The organism is Neolewinella marina (genome assembly GCF_002631205.1).
GTDB classification, from domain to species: Bacteria; Bacteroidota; Bacteroidia; order Chitinophagales; family Saprospiraceae; genus Neolewinella; species Neolewinella marina.
The window spans coordinates 17,471-34,464 of the sequence record NZ_PDLO01000004.1 but is presented as its reverse complement, the minus strand read 5'-3'; the positions used below and the strand labels follow the sequence as shown (position 1 = coordinate 34,464).

Below are 16,994 nucleotides of genomic sequence, written 5' to 3'. Positions count from 1 at the left end.
CCCGGCCGGCCAACACTTGCCTGATTGCGAGATCCTTACCTTCCGGCGGGACAGGGCAGGCGGCGGTTGCCCGTAACAGATCCGGGAAAAAGGTCGGTTCGACAATCAAATGGGTCAACCTACCTTTGGCGGTTCATATAATTCACCACTGTTATGAAAAAACTACTACTCGCCGTTCTCGGCCTGGGGCTTTCCCTGGGGCTGGTTGCCCAGCGCGTGATCGAGGGAACGATTTCTGATGAGTCCGGTATGCCGTTGATCGGTGCCTCGGTGCTGGCCAAGGGCACGAGCACGGGTACCGTGTCCGACATCGACGGAAACTTCACCCTCACGGTAGCCGACGAGGTGACCGAACTGGTCGTTTCCTACACCGGCTTCGCTACCCGGAACATCACCCTCGACGGAAGTACCACCCTCGAGATCATCCTGTCCGAAGACGCCGCCCAACTGTCCGAGGTGGTCGTGGTGGGTTACGGCAAGCAGATCCGCAGCACCCTCACGGGCAACGTTGCCCAGATCGACGGGGCCGCCATCGAGAACCTGCCGGTGTCCAGCGTCGAGCAGGCCATGCAGGGGCGTTCCGCGGGCGTGTTCGTCCAGGCGGTCAGCGGCAAGCCCGGCGGCCGGATCAACATCCGCGTTCGGGGCAGCTCCTCCATCTCGGCCGGTAACCAGCCGCTTTACGTCGTCGACGGGGTGCCGATCACCAGCGGCACCTTCAGCAGCCCCGGCTCCGGCAGCCAGAACTTCCTGGCCGACCTGAACCCCAACGACGTGGAGTCCATCGAGATCCTCAAGGACGCCTCCGCGGCGGCCATCTACGGATCACGGGCCGCCAACGGGGTGGTGCTGGTGACCACCAAGCAGGGCAAGAGCGGCAAGGCCCGCATCAATGTCAACCTCAGCACCGGCGCCAGCGAGCCGAGCCGGCTGCGGGAGTTCATGGACGCCGAGGAGTTCGTTTCTTTCTTCCGGCAAACCGCCGAGGGGGGCGCCCGCTACGACTGGGCCAACCAGCTCGATGAGTTCGGTCTGGGCAGCGACTACACCCTGGAAAATACCATCGCCGCCTACACCGACTTCGTGGAGGGACGCTTCGATCGCTACAGCGGTCCCAGCGACTGGCGCAACAACGAAACCAATACCGACTGGCAGGAGGAGGCCTTCCAGACCGGCCGCAACCAGAACGCCGACCTCAGCCTCAGTGGCGGCAGCGAGAAACTGGCCTACTACGCCAGTTTCGGCTACTCCGACCAGGAGGGCATACTGGCGGGCAACGGATTCCAGCGCCTCAGCACCCGCTTGAACCTCGACGCCGAGGCTTCCGATCGCTTCACCTACGGCATGCGGCTCGGCTTCAGCCGGAGCGACAACGAGCGCGTCAGCAACGACAACCAGTTCAGCACCCCGCTGCAGCTGATCGCCCTGGCCCCCATCACCCCCGTCCGCAACACCACCGACGAGGTATACCAGGGCTACGCCCCCGGCCAGCTGTTCGACCGCCCCGTCACCACCTACTACAACGGACTGGTGGAACTGGCCAACAGCGAGAAGCAGTCGGTCAGCTACCGTACCCTGGGCAACGTCTTCGGGCAGTTCGACATTACCAAAGGCCTGTCGGCCCGCGCCGAGGCCGGGGTGGACGTGGCCAACATCAAGCAGAACCGCTTCCTGGGCCGCCTGACCGACGGCGGGGAGGCCACCAACGGCTTTGCCGATAGCCGCTGGAGCTCCATCGTCAACTACACTACCAAGGCCCTGCTGCTGTACAATCGGGAATTCGCGGCCGGCCACAACGTCGACTTCGTCGGTGGGGTGGAGTTCCAGCAGTCGACCAGCGAGGACCTCGAGGTGGACGCCCAGGAGTTCCCCCTGGACCAGCTGCGCACCATCGCCAGCGCGGCCGACATCACCGGTGGTTCCTCCACCCTGACCGAGTTCACCTTCTTGAGCTACTTCGGGCGCGCCAACTACAACTTCGACCGCAAGTACCTCTTCAGCCTGAGCGCCCGCATGGACGGCTCCAGCCGCTTCGGCGCCAACAACCGCTACGGCTTCTTCCCCGCCGTGGCCGCCGGCTGGGTACTGAGCGAGGAGGACTTCCTGCAGGACAACGGCGTCTTCAGCTACCTCAAGCTCCGCAGCAGCTACGGCCTGACGGGCAACGCCGACATCAGCAACTTCGCCAGCCTCGGCCTCTACGGCGCTTCCGGCTACGGCGGGGTGTCCGGACTGGCCCCCGTGCAGATCCCGAACCCGGACCTGACCTGGGAATCCACTAAGCAGTTCGACGTGGGCATCGACTTCGGCGTGTTCAACAACCGCCTCAGCGGTGAACTCGACTACTACGTCAAGAACACCAACGACCTTCTGCTGAACGTGCCCGTACCCGGCACCTCCGGTTTCCGCAGCCAGTTCCGCAACCTCGGCGAGCTCCGCAATCGCGGGGTGGAGCTGCTCTTGAACGCCGTGGTGTCCGATGCGGCCTTCGGCTGGAACACCAGCTTTAACTTCTCCTACAACCAGAACGAGATCCTGTCGCTGGCCCCCGGGCAGGACATCATCGACGACGGCGGCAGCCGCTACATGAATGTGGTGAAGGTGGGCGAAAGCCTCGGTGCCTTCTACGGCCTGGAGTACGCCGGCGTGGACCCCGCGAATGGCGACGGGCTGTTCTACGTCAACGCCCGCGACGACGAAGGCAACATCATCGACCCCGAGGCCACGACCAACAACGCCAACGAGGCCAACTTCGTCATGCTGGGCGACGCCCTGCCGACCACCCTGGCCGGCTGGACGAACAACTTCAGCTACAAGGGACTCACCCTGGACGTCTTTTTCCAGGGCAGCTTCGGCAACGAAGTCCACAACTCCGCCGGCGTCTTCCAGAGCTGCGGCGGCTGCTGGTTCGACAACCAGACCCGCGATCAGCTGGACGCCTGGACCCCGGAGAACACCGACACCGACGTGCCCGAAGCCCGCTTCTTCTGGGGCAACGCCGACAACGGCCGCAGCAGCCGCTACCTGAGTAGCGGAGATTTCATCCGCCTCAAGACGGTCACCCTCGGCTACGAACTGCCCGCCAACCTCGTCGACCGCATCGGCCTGAACCGCCTGCGCTTCTACGTCACCGGCCAGAACCTGGCCCTGATCACCGACTACGCCGGCTGGGACCCCGAGGTGGCCGCCGACTTCCTCTCGGACAGCTCGCCCAACATCCTCACCAGCGTCGATTTCTACACGGCCCCCCAGCCGCGCACGATCATCGTTGGGCTGAACGTCGGCCTCTAACCCCCGTCCCTTACCCAACAATCATACCATGAAAATTCTGAATACTTTTCTACTTCTGGGCATCGGACTGCTGACCGCCGCCTGCAGCGACAAGTTGGAAATTCAGCCCTTCCAGAACGTCAGTGAAGACGTCGCCCTCGGCACCGACGCCACTGTCAAGGCCGTCCTCGTGGGCGCCTACGACCAACTCGGCGGCGGAGACCTCTACGGCGGCAACAACCTGCGCGACGCCGAACTGCTGGGCGGCACCGGTGAGATTCTCTTCGTCGGCACCTTCAACAGCCCCGACGAGATCGCCCGCAAGCAGATCTCGGTCGGCAACCTCGACGCGGAGGAAACCTGGCTGGAAAGCTATCAGGTGATCAATACCGTCAACAACGTCCTCTCCGCCCTGGAAGTCGTCGACGCCGACGACCGCGCCCGCGTGGAGGGGGAGGCCCGCTTCATCCGCGGACTCGTATACTTCGACCTGCTCCGCTTCTTCGCCCAGCCTTACGAGGGCGGCGCCGCCAACGACCAATTAGGGGTACCCCTGATCCTGACGCCAACCCGCGGCATCTCGGAGGAGAATAACGTCAGCCGGGCTTCCGTGGCCGCGGGCTACGAGCAGGTGCTGGAAGACCTGACCACCGCCGCCGACCTCCTGCCCGCCACCAACGGTATCTTCGCCGACCGCTACGCCGCCACGGCCCTCCTGGCCCGCGTCTACCTGCAAATGGACCGCTACGCCGAGGCCCGCGACGCCGCCAATACGGTGATCGAAAGTGGCTTCTACTCCCTGACCCCCGACTACGCCTCGGCCTTCATGAACGGCAGCAACTCCACCGAAGACATCTTCGCCATGCAGGTCAGCAGCCAGGACGGCGTGAATAACCTGACCACCTTCTTCTCCGTCCCCGAATTCGGCGGACGCGACGGCGATATCGAGGTGCTGCCCGCCCACCTGGCGCTCTACGCCGCGGAAGACGACCGGCGCGACCTGTTCTTCGAGCGCGGCGGCGTGACCTACACCGGCAAGTTCAACAACCAGTTCGCCAACGTCACCCTCATCCGCCTGGCGGAGATGTACCTGATCCGCGCAGAGGCCAACGAACGGCTCGGTACTGAAGTCGGCGCCACCCCCACCGCCGACATCAACCGACTGCTCCGGCGGGCCGGTCTGGAGAGCCGCGACGAAGTTGACCTGTCCTTCATCCTGCTGGAACGTCGCCGGGAGCTGGCCTTTGAAGGCTTCCGCATCCACGACATCAAGCGGTTGCAGGGCTCGGTCGGCAACTTCAGCTACGACGCCCCCGAACTGGTCTATCCCATCCCGTCCCGGGAAATGGTGGCCAACCCTAACCTGCAGCAGAATACCGGCTACAACTAGGATTCGGGCCTACCTGAATGAAGAAACCCCGTCCCGCAAGCGCGAGACGGGGTTTTTGTTTTCAACATCCGTTGCCGGCCGGCTACAGCACCGAATACTGCACAAACTCCGCCTTCTCGGGATAGTCGGTGGTGTAGTGCAGCCCCCGGCTTTCCTTGCGCAGGGAGGCGGCCTTGGTCACCAGATAGCCCACCGTGATGAGGTTGCGCAATTCGCATAGCTGGGGGCTCACCAGGCTGTTGCGGTAGAGCTCCTCGGTTTCGTTGTGGAGGAGTTCCAGGCGGTCCTTGGCGCGCTTGAGGCGCTTGTCGCTGCGGACGATGCCCACGTAGCTCGACATCACTTCCTTGAGTTCCTTGGTGCTCTGGGTGATGAGTACCTGCTCCTTGGGCTCGGTGGTGCCGGTACGCTCCCACTGGGGGATACGCTCCTCCAGCTTGCAGTTGTCGATGTTGGCCGCGATGGAGTGGGCGATGCGGTGGCCGAACACTAGGGCCTCCAAGAGGCTGTTGCTGGCCAGGCGGTTGGCGCCGTGCAGTCCGGTGCTGGTGCACTCCCCGCAGGCGTAGAGCTGGTTCACGGAGCTGCGGCCGAATTCGTCCACCTGCACCCCGCCGCACATGTAGTGGCAGGCCGGGGTGACGGGGATGAGGTCCTTCAGGGGGTCGATGCCCTTCTCCTTGCACTTCTCGTAGATGGTGGGGAAGTGGGCCATGAACTTCTCCCGGTCGAGGTGGGTGCAATCCAGGCACATATACTCCGCTCCGGTCACCTTCATTTCGTTGTCGATGGCCCGGGCCACGATGTCGCGGGGCGCCAGACTGCCGCGGGGGTCGTAGTCGTGCATGAACTCCGTTCCGTCGGGCCGCTTCAGGATGGCGCCGAAGCCGCGCACGGCCTCACTGACTAGGAAGGCCTGCTTCTCCAGTCCGGGGTTGTAGAGGGCCGTGGGGTGGAACTGGACGAACTCCATGTTCTCCAGGTGCACCTTGGCCCGGTAGGCCATGGCCAGCCCGTCGCCGGTGGCGATGACTGGGTTGGTGGTACTGCGGTAGATCTGTCCGTTGCCGCCGGCGGCCAGCACGGTGGTGCGGGCCAGGATGGTGCTGATCTCCCAGTTTTCCTTGTTCAGTACGTAGGCCCCGTAGCATTCGATGTTGGCGGTGAGCCGCGTGACGATGTGGCCCAGGTGGTGCTGGGTCAGCAGGTCGAGGGCGAAGTAGTGCTCGTGCACCACCAGGTTATCCAGGGTGGCCGCCTTGGCGCTGAGGGCGCGTTGTATCTCCCACCCGGTGAGGTCCTTGTAGTGGAGGATGCGGTTCTCGGAGTGGCCGCCCTCCCTGCCGAGGTCGTACTTCTGGAACTGGTCGAGGTCGAAACGGGTGCCCCATTCGATGATCTCCTCCACCCGTTCGGGGCCTTCCTCGACCACGATGCGCACGATGTGCTCGTCGCACAGTCCGGCCCCGGCGTCGAGGGTATCCGCGATGTGCTTTTCGTAGTTGTCGGCCCCGTGGTCCCACACGGCGGCCACCCCGCCCTGGGCGTAGCTGGTGTTGCTTTCGCGTTCGTTGACTTTAGTGAGCACGTCGATCTTCAGGTCGGGGCGCAGCATGGCCAGCTTGATGCCGGTGCTGAGGCCCCCGATGCCGGAGCCGATGATGAGTACGTCGGTGATCATGGTCAGGGGGTGGAGAGGTGAAGGGTGGAAGGAATGAATGAGGGAGTGAGTGAATGGTTCGTCTCCCGGGTAAATGGAAAGGCATAACACGCCGGGGTTTGTAAAACCACGGATTCAGTCAAGCACAAATTCACTCACTCCAAATTCTATCCTTAAAGCTCGGTGTAGTGCCGTTTTTCGGTCAGCGAGCTGTCCGGGTTACGCCAGCAGCCGCCACCGATGCCGTCCCAGAGGCGGTCGGCCTCCTCGGGCCCCCAGGTGCCGGCCTCGTAGAAGGCCAGGGGGGCTTCCTCCTTTTTCCAGGCTTCCAGGATGGGGTCGACGAAGGCCCAGGCCTGCTCGACACTGTCGCCGCGGGCGTACAGGGTGGGATCGCCCTTCATACAGTCCAGCAGGAGGCGGCTGTAGGATTCGGGGACGTCCTTGGTGGTAAGCTCCCGGTAGAAGAAGTCCATGTCCACGTTCTTCACGCGGAAGCCTTCTCCGGGTACTTTCATGCCGAACTCCATGGCCATGCCCTCGTCGGGCTGGATGCGGATGATGAGCTGGTTGTCGCACTTGATGGCGTAGTCGTCGTACTGGGCAAACAGGGCCTGGGGCGGGTTCTTGAAGGTGATCACCACCTCGGTGACCTTCAGGGGCAGGCACTTGCCGGTGCGGATGAAGAAGGGCACCCCGGCCCAGCGCCAGTTGTCGATGAAGAATTTCATGGCCACGTAGGTCTCCGTGGTGCTGTCGTCGGGCACGCCCTCGGCGTCGCGGTAGGCCACTACCTCGCCGTCCTTGGTCTTGCCGGCGGTGTACTGGGCCCTCACCACCTGCTCGGCCACCTGCTCGCCGCGGATGGGGCGCAGGGCCTGGAACAGTTTCATCTTTTCGCCGCGGATGGAGTAGGCGTCGGCCCGGATGGGCGGCTCCATGCCCACGTGGGCCAGCACCTGCAGCAGGTGGTTCTGGATCATGTCGCGCAGGGCACCGCTCTCGTCGTAGTAGCCGCCCCGGCTGCCCACGCCCACGGTCTCCGCGGCGGTGATTTGGATCGACTGGACGTAGTTGCGGTTCCAGAGCGGCTCGAAGAAGCCGTTGGCGAAGCGGGTCACCAGCAGGTTCTGCACCGTCTCCTTGCCGAGGTAGTGGTCGATGCGGTAGATGTCGTTCTCGTGGAAAACCGACTGCAGCTCTTCATTGAGCTGGCGGGCCGAGGCCTCATCGTAGCCGAAGGGCTTCTCGACCACCAGCCGCGACCAGCCGCCCTCGGGCTTGTTCAGCCCCACGTCGGCCAGGGCCTTCGGGATGGTGTTGTAAAGCTTCGGCGGGGTGGAGAGGTAGAAGATGTAGTTGGAGCCGGTGCCGAATTCCTGTCCCAGTTCCTCCAGCCGCGCCTTCAGCTTTTTCACGTCCTCGGCGCCGTCGTAGGTCTTCAGGTCCTGGTAGAAGAGCAGCTGGGAAAAGGCCTCCAGCTTGTCCTCGTGGCCTTCCTTGTCGAACAGGTCGTTCTCGAAGACCACCTTGTTGCGGAACTCCTCATCGGTGAAGTCGGTCCGGCTGGCCCCCAGCAGGGCAAAATTCTCGGGCAGGTAGCCGCCCCGGTACAAATCGAAAACGGCGGGGATGAGTTTGCGTTGGGCCAGGTCGCCGGAAGCGCCGTAAATGATCAGGATGTGGGAGTCGAGTGTATTGGCCATGCGGGAGTGAAAAGTGCTGCGTAATCGGTTTCCATATCAAAGGTCCCACTTTTTATAAGGTTTACGGCCGCGACAAGGTAATTTTAGGCCCATCTTTTAAAATTCGCGTTCCATGACTATCGGCATCGCTACCGACCACGGCGGCATTGAACTCAAGCAACAACTGCAGGCCTACCTGGAAAGCCAGGGGCATACCGTGCGGGACTTCGGTGCCTTCACCTACGACGCCGCCGACGACTTCCCCGACTACGTGGTACCCCTGGCCCGGGCCGTGGGCGCCGGTGAGGTGGAGCGCGGCGTGGCCGTCTGCGGCAGCGGGGTAGGGGCCAGCATCGCGGCCAACAAGATCAACAACGTGCGGGCCTGCCTCATCAACGAAAGCTACAGCGCCCGCCAGGGGGTGGAGCACGATGACATGAACATGATCTGCCTCGGGGGCCGCGTCATCGGCATCGAACTGGCCAAGGAGCTGCTCAACCACTTCCTCGGCGCCAGCTACCAGAACCTGCCCCGCCAGCAACGCCGCATGGGCAAGGTAGCCGAACTGGAGAAGTAGGCGGCGGCGCGCGGGTGCCCGGTCAAGGGGCAAGATCCCCCCGCGGCCTGCCTCCACCATAGAAGCGCTACTTTTACTTATAACGAACCATTCCCGCCCGTAACCTTTAGACCAAGGCCAAGCTTTCCGGGGCACCGCCCCACTGATTCGCACTGCACCCGCGCTCCGGCGCACCAAAAACGTATTGAATAGATGGACCAGCAACTTTATGATTTCGGCATGATCGGCCTCGGCGTAATGGGCCGCAATTTCCTGCTCAACGTAGCCGACGATGGCTTCGGTGCCCTGGGTACGGACATCAACCGGGAATCCGTGGACGCCCTCAACGAAGAGGGGAAGGACATGCGCGTCAAGGGCGTGTACACCCAGCAGGAGTTCGTGAGCCTGCTCAGCCGCCCCCGCAAGATCATGATGCTGGTGCCCGCCGGCAAGATCGTCGACAACGTGATCGAAGGACTGCTGCCCCTGCTGGACGAGGGCGACATCCTCATCGACGGCGGCAACAGCCACTACGACGATACGAACCGCCGCTACGAATACCTGAAAACCAAGAACATCCGCTTCCTCGGCACCGGCGTTTCCGGGGGAGCCAAGGGCGCCCGCCTGGGCCCCAGCATCATGCCCGGCGGCGACCGCAGCGCCTGGGAGGAGGTGAAGCCGATCCTGGAAACCGTTGCCGCCAAGGTGAACGGGGAGCCCTGCGTAACCTACATCGGGGAAAGCAGCAGCGGCCACTACGTGAAGATGGTCCACAACGGCATCGAATACGGCCTGATGCAGCTCATCGCCGAAGCCTACGACGTCCTGAAGCGCGTGGGCGGCATGGGCAACGACGAAATGTCGGCCCTCTTCAGCCGCTGGAACGACGGGCGCCTGAACAGCTACCTAATCGAGATCACCGCGGCCATCCTCAAGTTCCGGGATGAGCAGACCGACAGCCACCTGCTCGACGTCATCCTCGACAAGGCCAAGCAAAAGGGTACCGGCAAGTGGACGAGCCAGTCGGCCATGGACATCGGCGTGCCCATCCCCACCATCGACTCGGCCGTCACCATGCGGGCCATCTCGGCCTTCAAGGAGTACCGCCAGGACAACTCCAAGCTCTATACCGTAGTCCACCCGGACGAGGTGCTGCTGAAGGGTGAAGGGCTGGCCAATGCCGTGGAGGAATCCCTCTACTTCGGCTTCGTCGTCTGCTACGCCCAGGGCATGCACATGCTCGCCGAGGCCAGCGAAGAAATGAACTACAACCTCGACCTGGAGGGCATCGCCCGCATCTGGCGGGGCGGCTGCATCATCCGGGCCGGACTGCTGGAAACCATCCGCTCGGCCTACGGCAAGCGGGAAGGACTGAAAAACATGATGGCCACCATCGAATTCCGCGAAGACCTCCACGCCTGCCGCGATTCCCTGGCCGAGGTACTCCACCAGGCCAACGAGCGCGGGGTGCCGAGCATGTGCCTCTCGTCGGCCCTGCAGTACTTCGAGGCCTTCCGGAGCGAACGGCTACCGCTGAACCTGGTCCAGGCCCAGCGCGACTACTTCGGATCCCACACCTACGAGCGCCTCGACCAGAAAGGCATCTTCCACTCCAAGTGGGATTCGCCGACGGTGCACGAAAAATAAGCGGGGCAGTCAATTGTAGATACATTAAATTTGTGGGTTCATTAAACTAGATGTACCTACATCGGTTATTCAGGTGTACCCACCGGAACCGGTGGTCCTCCCTTTTCCCCAATTCATCCCTTATGAAAGCTTACATCACCCTTTTCTTCTTTTCCCTGCTGGTTGTGGCCTGTGGTCCTTCCGGCACCGAGGTTGAATCTTCCGACGCCGTAGCCGCCGAGCAGTCGGTTGACGCTACCGCTACCTTCTCCGTCGACACCTCGGCCAGCGCCGTAGCGTGGGAGGGAAGCAAACTCGTCGGTGGCAGCCACGATGGAATCATCCCCATCCAGAGCGGTACCCTGACCGCCAACGGCGATGAGCTCGTGGGCGGCACCTTCGTCCTGGACGTAACCCGCCTGGAGAACCGCGACCTCGAAGGCGAGGGCAAGGGCAAACTGGAAGGCCACCTCAAGAGTGCCGACTTCTTCGACGTAGCCCAGCACCCCACCGCTACCTTCGAAATCACCGGCGTGAGCCCCGTAGACGGACAGGCCGAATACAACCACGAGATCACCGGCAACCTGACGCTGAAGGGTACTTCCCGCAGCATCACCATCCCCGCCATGATCACCGTGGAGGACAACCAGATCACCGCTTCCACTCCCGACTTCGTCATCGACCGCACGGAGTGGGGCATGCAGTACGGCTCCGGCTCCATCGCCGGCATCGCCCAGGACAACATCATCAAGGATGAGGTAGGACTGAACCTGAGCGTGGTAGCCCGCCAATAACATAGCGCTAAGTATCAAAACCCCATGGAGAGGTTGTCCGCCGCAGGCGGGCAACCTCTTTTTTTATGGGCTAGCTTTGCGGCATGGACATTTGGTATACCCTTGATGATTTGCCCCGGGTGGCCACCCGGGTACTGCGGGAATGGGGCCGCGACCGCGTCTTTGCCCTTACCGGCGAGCTCGGGGCCGGCAAGACCACCCTGGTGGCCGAACTGTGCCGTCAATTGGGGGTGGACGAACCGGTGTCCAGTCCCACCTTCAGTATCGTGAATGAGTACGACGGGGCGTATGGCGTGATCTACCACCTCGATTGTTACCGCCTGGAAGACGTGGAGGAAGCTATGGATGCCGGCCTGGAGGAGCTGCTGGCCACCGCCCCCGGGGCCGTCTTCGTAGAATGGCCGGCGGTGATAGAACCCTTGCTGCCCCCCGACGTTGTTTTTCTGCGCCTGGGCCACGATCCTCAGGGTGGAGCGCAGCGACGTTTGAACATTACCGGGGGTGAATCCGCAAGCTAAGGTATGAGCAGTAAGGAAAAGGAGAAGATCGACGTACCCAAGGAGTTGACGTCGGGTTACGCCCAGACCCAGTCCGAGACCCTGGCCGTAGAGTCGAAGTCCGAAGAGCTGTTCATTGGAATCCCCCGGGAGATCACCCTCCAGGAGAAGCGGGTGGCCATCGTCCCCAGCGGAGTGCATACCCTGTCGACCCGGGGCCACCGGGTGCTGGTAGAAACCCAGGCCGGCGCCTCGAGCAACTTTACCGACCACGACTTCAGCGAATGCGGTGCCGAGATCGCCTACTCGGCCCAGGAGGTGTACCGCCGGGCCCGCGTCATCATCAAGGTGGCGCCGCCCACCCTCGACGAGATCGAGATGATGCAGGAGGGTAGCATCCTCATCTCCCCCCTCCAGCTGCCCATCATCAACGCCGAATACCTTTACCGCCTGAAGCACAAGCGCATCATCGCCCTGGCCATGGAATACATGCAGGACGACGAGGGCAGCTTCCCCATCGTCCGCATCATGAGCGAGATGGCGGGCATTTCCGCCATCCAGACCGCCGCGGAGCTGCTCAGTACCAGCCACGGTGGCCCCGGCATCCTGCTCGGGGGCATCTCCGGCGTACCCAGCGCCAAGGTGGTCATCCTCGGCGGCGGGGTAGTGGCCGAATACGCCACCCGGGCAGCCCTGGGCATGGGGGCCGAAGTGCGCATCTTCGACGACAACATCCACAAGCTGATGCGACTGCAGACCTCGGTGGGCCGCCAGCTCTACACCTCGGCCATGAACCCGGTCTACCTGCGCCGCGAACTCCTCGACGCCGAGGTGGCCATCGGGGCCATCCACGCCGAGCACGGTCGGGCGCCCATCGTGGTAAGCGAGGACATGGTCCGCTCCATGAAGCCCCGCTCGGTCATCATCGACGTCAGCATCGACCAGGGGGGCTGCTTCGCCACCAGCGAGCTGACCAGCCTCGACAAACCCACCTTCCTGAAGCACGACGTGGTGCACTACTGCGTACCCAATATCGCCAGCCGGGTGGGGCGCACGGCCTCTATTGCCGTCAGCAACATCCTCACCCCGCTACTGCTGCGGGCCGAAGGGGCACGCAACTTCGAGCACTTCCTCTTCCACCATACGGGGCTGCGCCACGGCATCTACACCTTCCGGGGTTGCCTGACCAACCGCTACCTGGGGCAGCGCTTCGAGATGCGGCATACGGACATCGACCTGCTGATGACCAGCGGGCTGTAGCCTCACCCCAACCAGTCCAGTTCCTCGCCCAGCGCGCGGCCGGTGGCCTCGGGATCCCGGGCCAGGCCGAGTACCATTCCGCCGCCGCCAGCCCCGCAGAGCTTGAGTCGGTAGTTCTCCCCCCCGTTCCACCGATCGCGCCAGGCCTCCGGGATGAAGTGGGAGAAGTGCAGCCGCTGGAAGCCGGAAATCCTTGCCGTGGCGCGGTAGAGCCCCTCCCGGTCGCCCTGGATGAGTGCCTCGATGGCGCGGTCGGCCGGCGCCTGCCAGCCCTCCCGGATGGGTTCGGGGGCGCGGGCGTAGGCCTCCAGGAAGCGGTTGATGAGGGGTGCGGCCGACCGTTCCATTCCGGTGTCGATGAGGAAGAAGCCCCGCGCCCAGCCCGCCGGGAGTTTCACGGCACCCGCGTTCCCGCCCCCCGACAGCAGCAGGGGGTGGTTCAGGAAGGAAATGAGGGGGTCGGTGCCGGAGCTGCTGCCGTGGAAGTAGGCTTCCAGCCGGGCAAGGTCGGCGCGCAATTTGCGGGTGGGGCGGTCACGATCTACCCCGGGCCGGGCGTAGCGATCCCAGACGGCGGCACAGACCGCCCCGCTGCTGCCCAGTCCGTAGCCCGTAGGGATGTTGCCCGCCAGTCGAAGGCCATCACTGACCTCCTCCCGAAAGCGGTCGGCGTCGATGAGGTCGGCCACCGATTCCCCCAGGAAATCAGCGAAGGAGGCGAGCCGCGGGTCGGGGTCGCCCGTTGCCCACCGGAGGGCGTAGCGGGGGTAGGGGACGGCCAGCCCGCGCCCGCCCCGCAGCAGGGTATGCTCTCCGTAAAGGAGAACCTTGGCGGGGTAGGTCCGCCCGGTGGCCAGCTCGTCGGTCATATCCGTAAGATAGTCAGTTCCCGGCCCCGGCCAGCAGATCGCTGTAGCTGTGGGCCACCAGATTGCCGTCCTCCACGCCCAGCAGGTGGCGGTAGTGGTTTACCTGCTCCAGCAGCGCCTCCCGTTCTTCCGGGGAGGAGCCGATGGCCTCGATCTCCACGAAATCGCCCAGTCCGGCTACCCGGTCGAGGTGAAACTTGACGTTGTCGATGAAGTAGATCTCCCGCTGCTTGTCGACCACCACCCAGCTGCCGAGGGCGCGGCCCAGGGTATCCACCAGGTCGGTGGCCGCGGCTTCCGATTCCAGGCGGGTCAGGGAAACGGAGCTGTCCTTCGGCCCGGCGGCGTCGGGGCGGCGGTAGAAGATGAGGCTGCGCTCGATGTTCCCGATGCGGAGCTTGAGGCGGCCTTCGGGAACGCGGAAGTAGTGGTCGACCTGGTGGTCGGTACCGCGGAAGTCCGCCCCGGCCGCCAGCAGCACCCGCCGCTGCCGCGCGTGGTCGCCGCTGCCGGCGCGGGCCTTGATCTCCACCAGGTGCTTCTGCATCAGTAGGCCTTGGCGAAGACCACCCGCCCGCGGCTGGGGGCGCCCGTCAGGATGCACTTGCCCTCCTCTTCCGGCTGGTCGTGGGGGATGCAGCGGATGGTGGCCTTGGTCATCTCCTTGATCTTCAGTTCGGTTTCGGTGGTACCGTCCCAGTGGGCGTAGACGAAGCCCGGGATGTCGCGGTCGAGTACCGCCTGGAACTCCTCGAAGGTGTCGACGTAGGTGGTGTGTTCCTCGCGGAAGCGCACGGCCCGGTCGAAGAGGTTCTGCTGGATCTCGTCGAGGAGGTTCACCACGTGGTCCACGATGCCCTCGATGGGCTGGTTCGATTTGGACTTCTCGTCGCGGCGGGCCACTTCGATGGTGCCCTTGTCGAGGTCGCGCTGGCCGATGCCGAGGCGGACGGGGATGCCCTTCAGTTCGTTCTCGGCGAACTTGAAGCCGGGGCGCTGTTTTTCGTCGTCGTCGTAGCTCACGCGTACGCCGCGGGCCTTCAGTTCGTCCATCAGCTCACGGGCCTTGGCGTTCAGGGCCTCGTTGGGTTTGGGGATGGGCACGATCACCACCTGGATGGGCGCCAGCCGGGGGGGGAGTACCAGTCCTTCGTCGTCGCTGTGGGTCATGATCAGTCCGCCGACCAGGCGGGTGGAGACGCCCCAGCTGGTGGCGTAGACGTACTCTTCCTGGTTGTCGGCGTTGCTGAACTTGACGTCGAAGGCCTTGGCGAAGTTCTGGCCGAGGTTGTGGCTGGTACCGGCCTGGAGGGCCTTGCCGTCCTGCATGAGGGCCTCGATGGTGTAGGTGTCCAGGGCGCCGGCGAAGCGCTCGTTGGCCGTCTTCACGCCGCGCAGTACGGGCATGGCCATGTACTCCTCGGCGAAGGTGGCGTAGACCTCCTGCATGCGCAGGGCTTCTTCCAGGGCCTCTTCGGCGGTGGCGTGGGCGGTGTGGCCTTCCTGCCAGAGGAATTCGGCGGTGCGCAGGAACAGGCGGGTGCGCAGTTCCCAGCGGACGACGTTGGCCCACTGGTTGATGAGCAGGGGCAGGTCGCGGTAGCTGGTGATCCAGTCGCGGTAGGTGTGCCAGATGATGGTTTCGGAGGTGGGCCGGACGATGAGTTCTTCCTCCAGCTTGGCGGTGGGGTCCACCACTACGCCGCCGCCGTTGGGGTCGTTCATCAGGCGGTGGTGGGTGACCACGGCGCATTCCTTGGCGAAGCCTTCCACGTGCTCGGCTTCGCGGCTGAGGAAGGATTTGGGGATGAAGAGGGGGAAGTAGGCGTTGACGTGGCCGGTCTCCTTGAACATATCGTCCAGCTGCCGCTGCATCCGTTCCCAGATGCCGAAGCCGTAGGGTTTGATGACCATACAGCCCCTTACGGCGCTGTTGGCGGCCAGGTTAGCCTTCTTTACGATATCCAGATACCACTCCGAATAATTCTCCTCCCGGGGGGTGATTGCTTTGGCCATGGGGCAACTTATAATGGGGGTAAAATGTTGATATATAGAGGGTTTTTGGTCGTAAGGCAGGCCATTTAACGCCTTTGGGGCGCCCTTTAAGTCCGCTTTAACCAATTCGGGGGCACAAACTTACTACATTACACCTTGTAATCAGGGTAAGGGCCCCGGACCCTAATAAACACCAACACAACATGTACAAGCATAAACTACTCATCGCGGTATCCTCGCTCTTTGCCCTGCTGCTGGTTTCCACCGGTGTGCAGGCGCAGTACGACGACATGTACTACGATCCGGACAACTTCCGGAGTACCGAAGTGGCCCGTGATTTCTCCGATGATTCCTACGACCGCGCCGAGCGGGACGACGATCGCCGCTACGGCAACTTCGACGACGATTACTACGACTACTACTACACCAGCCGCATCCGGCGCTTCAACCGCCCCTACACCGGCTTCGGTTACTACGACCCCGTGTACGTGGACGTAGCCTACTACGATCCCTTCTTCCGGCCCGCCGGCACCACGGTGCTGATCTATAACTCCTTCGGCAACGTCTACAACCCCCGCTTCTCCCGCTGGGGAGGCGCTTACCGGGTCTGGAACCGTGGCTACGCCGGTGCCTTTGGCTGGGATGATCCCTTCTTCTACGGCCGGGCCTACAACCCCCGTTTCGGACGCGGCACCTTTGGCAGCCCCTTCGGGTACGGTAACCCCTACGCCTACGGTGGCTACGGCAATTTCGGCGGCGTCTACGGCGCCGGTGCCGGATACTACTGTCCCCCCGCCTGGGGTGGCGGCAACACCTACACCGTACCCAACAGCATCAACGACCGTCCGGTATCCACCGCTCCCCGGGCCGCGACCACTTCCATTGCCGACCGCGTAGAGCGCGCCCGCCGCAATGCCGCCGTGACCCCCCGCTCCGCCGATGGCCGCAGCATCCAGTCCGGTGCGATCCGCGGAGGTGAAAACACCCGCGCCGTAGGCCGTACCCGCACCTCGGACGATACCCGTATCGACCGCAGCCGCACCACGGTACGCCCCCGCAGCACGGAATCCCAGCGGGCCATCCCCCAGCGGGCTACCCGTCCGGATAACCGGACCTACACCCCGAGCCGCTCCACTACGCCGACCCGTAGCGCCACGCCCAGCCGCAGTGGCAACAGCCGCAACTATACCCCCAGCCGCAGCGCCACGCCGAGCCGGAACTACACCCCCAGCCGCAGTGCCGCACCCACCCGTAGCGCGGCTCCCGCCCGCAGCGTAACTCCCAGCCGGGGCAGCAGCAGCGGTGCCGGTCGCTCGGCCGCACCCAGCCGTCGCGGTGGTGGTGGTGACGACGAAGCCTAACGACCACACCGGCCGTACCACTTACTGAAAG

Annotated in this window: 13 protein-coding genes; 8 read left to right on the top strand and 5 right to left on the bottom strand. The window is 63.7% G+C overall.

Annotated elements, in window-relative coordinates:
* The first annotated feature begins 153 nt into the window (after nt 1–153).
* Both CGL56_RS10725 and CGL56_RS10720 read left to right on the top strand, forming a co-directional pair.
* Nucleotides 154–3,291, top strand: a complete 3,138-nt coding sequence (locus tag CGL56_RS10725) for a SusC/RagA family TonB-linked outer membrane protein (protein ID WP_099106559.1) — start codon at nt 154–156, stop codon at nt 3,289–3,291.
* Between the two features lie 28 nt (nt 3,292–3,319).
* The gene (locus tag CGL56_RS10720; RefSeq protein WP_099106558.1) at nt 3,320–4,660 is read left to right on the top strand and encodes a RagB/SusD family nutrient uptake outer membrane protein; all 1,341 of its coding nucleotides are present in this window, start codon (nt 3,320–3,322) and stop codon (nt 4,658–4,660) included.
* Nucleotides 4,661–4,742: 82 nt separating this feature from the next.
* Here the strand turns inward: CGL56_RS10720 and nadB are convergent, their stop codons facing one another.
* The gene (gene nadB, locus CGL56_RS10715) at nt 4,743–6,341 is read right to left on the bottom strand and encodes an L-aspartate oxidase (RefSeq protein ID WP_099106557.1); all 1,599 of its coding nucleotides are present in this window, start codon (nt 6,339–6,341) and stop codon (nt 4,743–4,745) included.
* Nucleotides 6,342–6,493: 152 nt separating this feature from the next.
* Nucleotides 6,494–8,026: a glucose-6-phosphate dehydrogenase gene (gene zwf / locus CGL56_RS10710; RefSeq protein WP_099106556.1), complete on the bottom strand. Its 1,533-nt coding sequence runs from the start codon at nt 8,024–8,026 to the stop codon at nt 6,494–6,496.
* Nucleotides 8,027–8,138: 112 nt separating this feature from the next.
* Between zwf and CGL56_RS10705 the strand changes: the two genes are divergently transcribed.
* From CGL56_RS10705 to CGL56_RS10685, 5 genes are all read left to right on the top strand, one after another.
* Nucleotides 8,139–8,582 (top strand): RpiB/LacA/LacB family sugar-phosphate isomerase, encoded by a 444-nt coding sequence (locus CGL56_RS10705; protein WP_099106555.1) that lies wholly within the window; start codon nt 8,139–8,141, stop codon nt 8,580–8,582.
* Between the two features lie 192 nt (nt 8,583–8,774).
* Complete coding sequence (gene gndA, locus CGL56_RS10700) at nt 8,775–10,208, top strand: NADP-dependent phosphogluconate dehydrogenase (RefSeq protein WP_099106554.1); 1,434 nt, start codon at nt 8,775–8,777, stop codon at nt 10,206–10,208.
* Nucleotides 10,209–10,330: 122 nt separating this feature from the next.
* Nucleotides 10,331–10,981, top strand: a complete 651-nt coding sequence (locus CGL56_RS10695; RefSeq protein ID WP_167641693.1) for a YceI family protein — start codon at nt 10,331–10,333, stop codon at nt 10,979–10,981.
* An 83-nt stretch (nt 10,982–11,064) separates the two neighbouring features.
* Nucleotides 11,065–11,499 (top strand): tRNA (adenosine(37)-N6)-threonylcarbamoyltransferase complex ATPase subunit type 1 TsaE, encoded by a 435-nt coding sequence (tsaE, locus tag CGL56_RS10690; RefSeq protein WP_099106552.1) that lies wholly within the window; start codon nt 11,065–11,067, stop codon nt 11,497–11,499.
* Between the two features lie 3 nt (nt 11,500–11,502).
* A complete protein-coding gene (locus CGL56_RS10685; RefSeq protein ID WP_099106551.1) occupies nt 11,503–12,738 on the top strand; it encodes an alanine dehydrogenase in 1,236 nt (411 codons plus the stop codon).
* A gap of 2 nt (nt 12,739–12,740) precedes the next feature.
* On the opposite strand, the gene CGL56_RS10680 is transcribed toward CGL56_RS10685, so the two are convergent.
* Genes CGL56_RS10680 through proS form a run of 3 tightly spaced genes read right to left on the bottom strand, consistent with a single transcriptional unit; the run spans nt 12,741 to nt 15,623 of the window.
* Entirely contained in the window at nt 12,741–13,607 is an 867-nt protein-coding gene (locus tag CGL56_RS10680) for a mevalonate kinase family protein (protein WP_099106550.1), read from the bottom strand.
* A gap of 13 nt (nt 13,608–13,620) precedes the next feature.
* On the bottom strand, nt 13,621–14,154 hold the full coding sequence (locus CGL56_RS10675; RefSeq protein ID WP_099106549.1) for a class IV adenylate cyclase: 534 nt from the start codon (nt 14,152–14,154) through the stop codon (nt 13,621–13,623).
* Complete coding sequence (proS, locus tag CGL56_RS10670; protein ID WP_099106548.1) at nt 14,154–15,623, bottom strand: proline--tRNA ligase; 1,470 nt, start codon at nt 15,621–15,623, stop codon at nt 14,154–14,156. The genes CGL56_RS10675 and proS overlap by 1 nt, the downstream gene beginning before the upstream one ends.
* Before the next feature lie 182 nt (nt 15,624–15,805).
* Here proS and CGL56_RS10665 point away from each other — a divergent pair, with 182 nt between their 5' ends.
* Nucleotides 15,806–16,963, top strand: coding sequence for a hypothetical protein (locus CGL56_RS10665; RefSeq protein ID WP_099106547.1), 1,158 nt, complete (start codon nt 15,806–15,808; stop codon nt 16,961–16,963).
* Nucleotides 16,964–16,994: the final 31 nt, after the last annotated feature.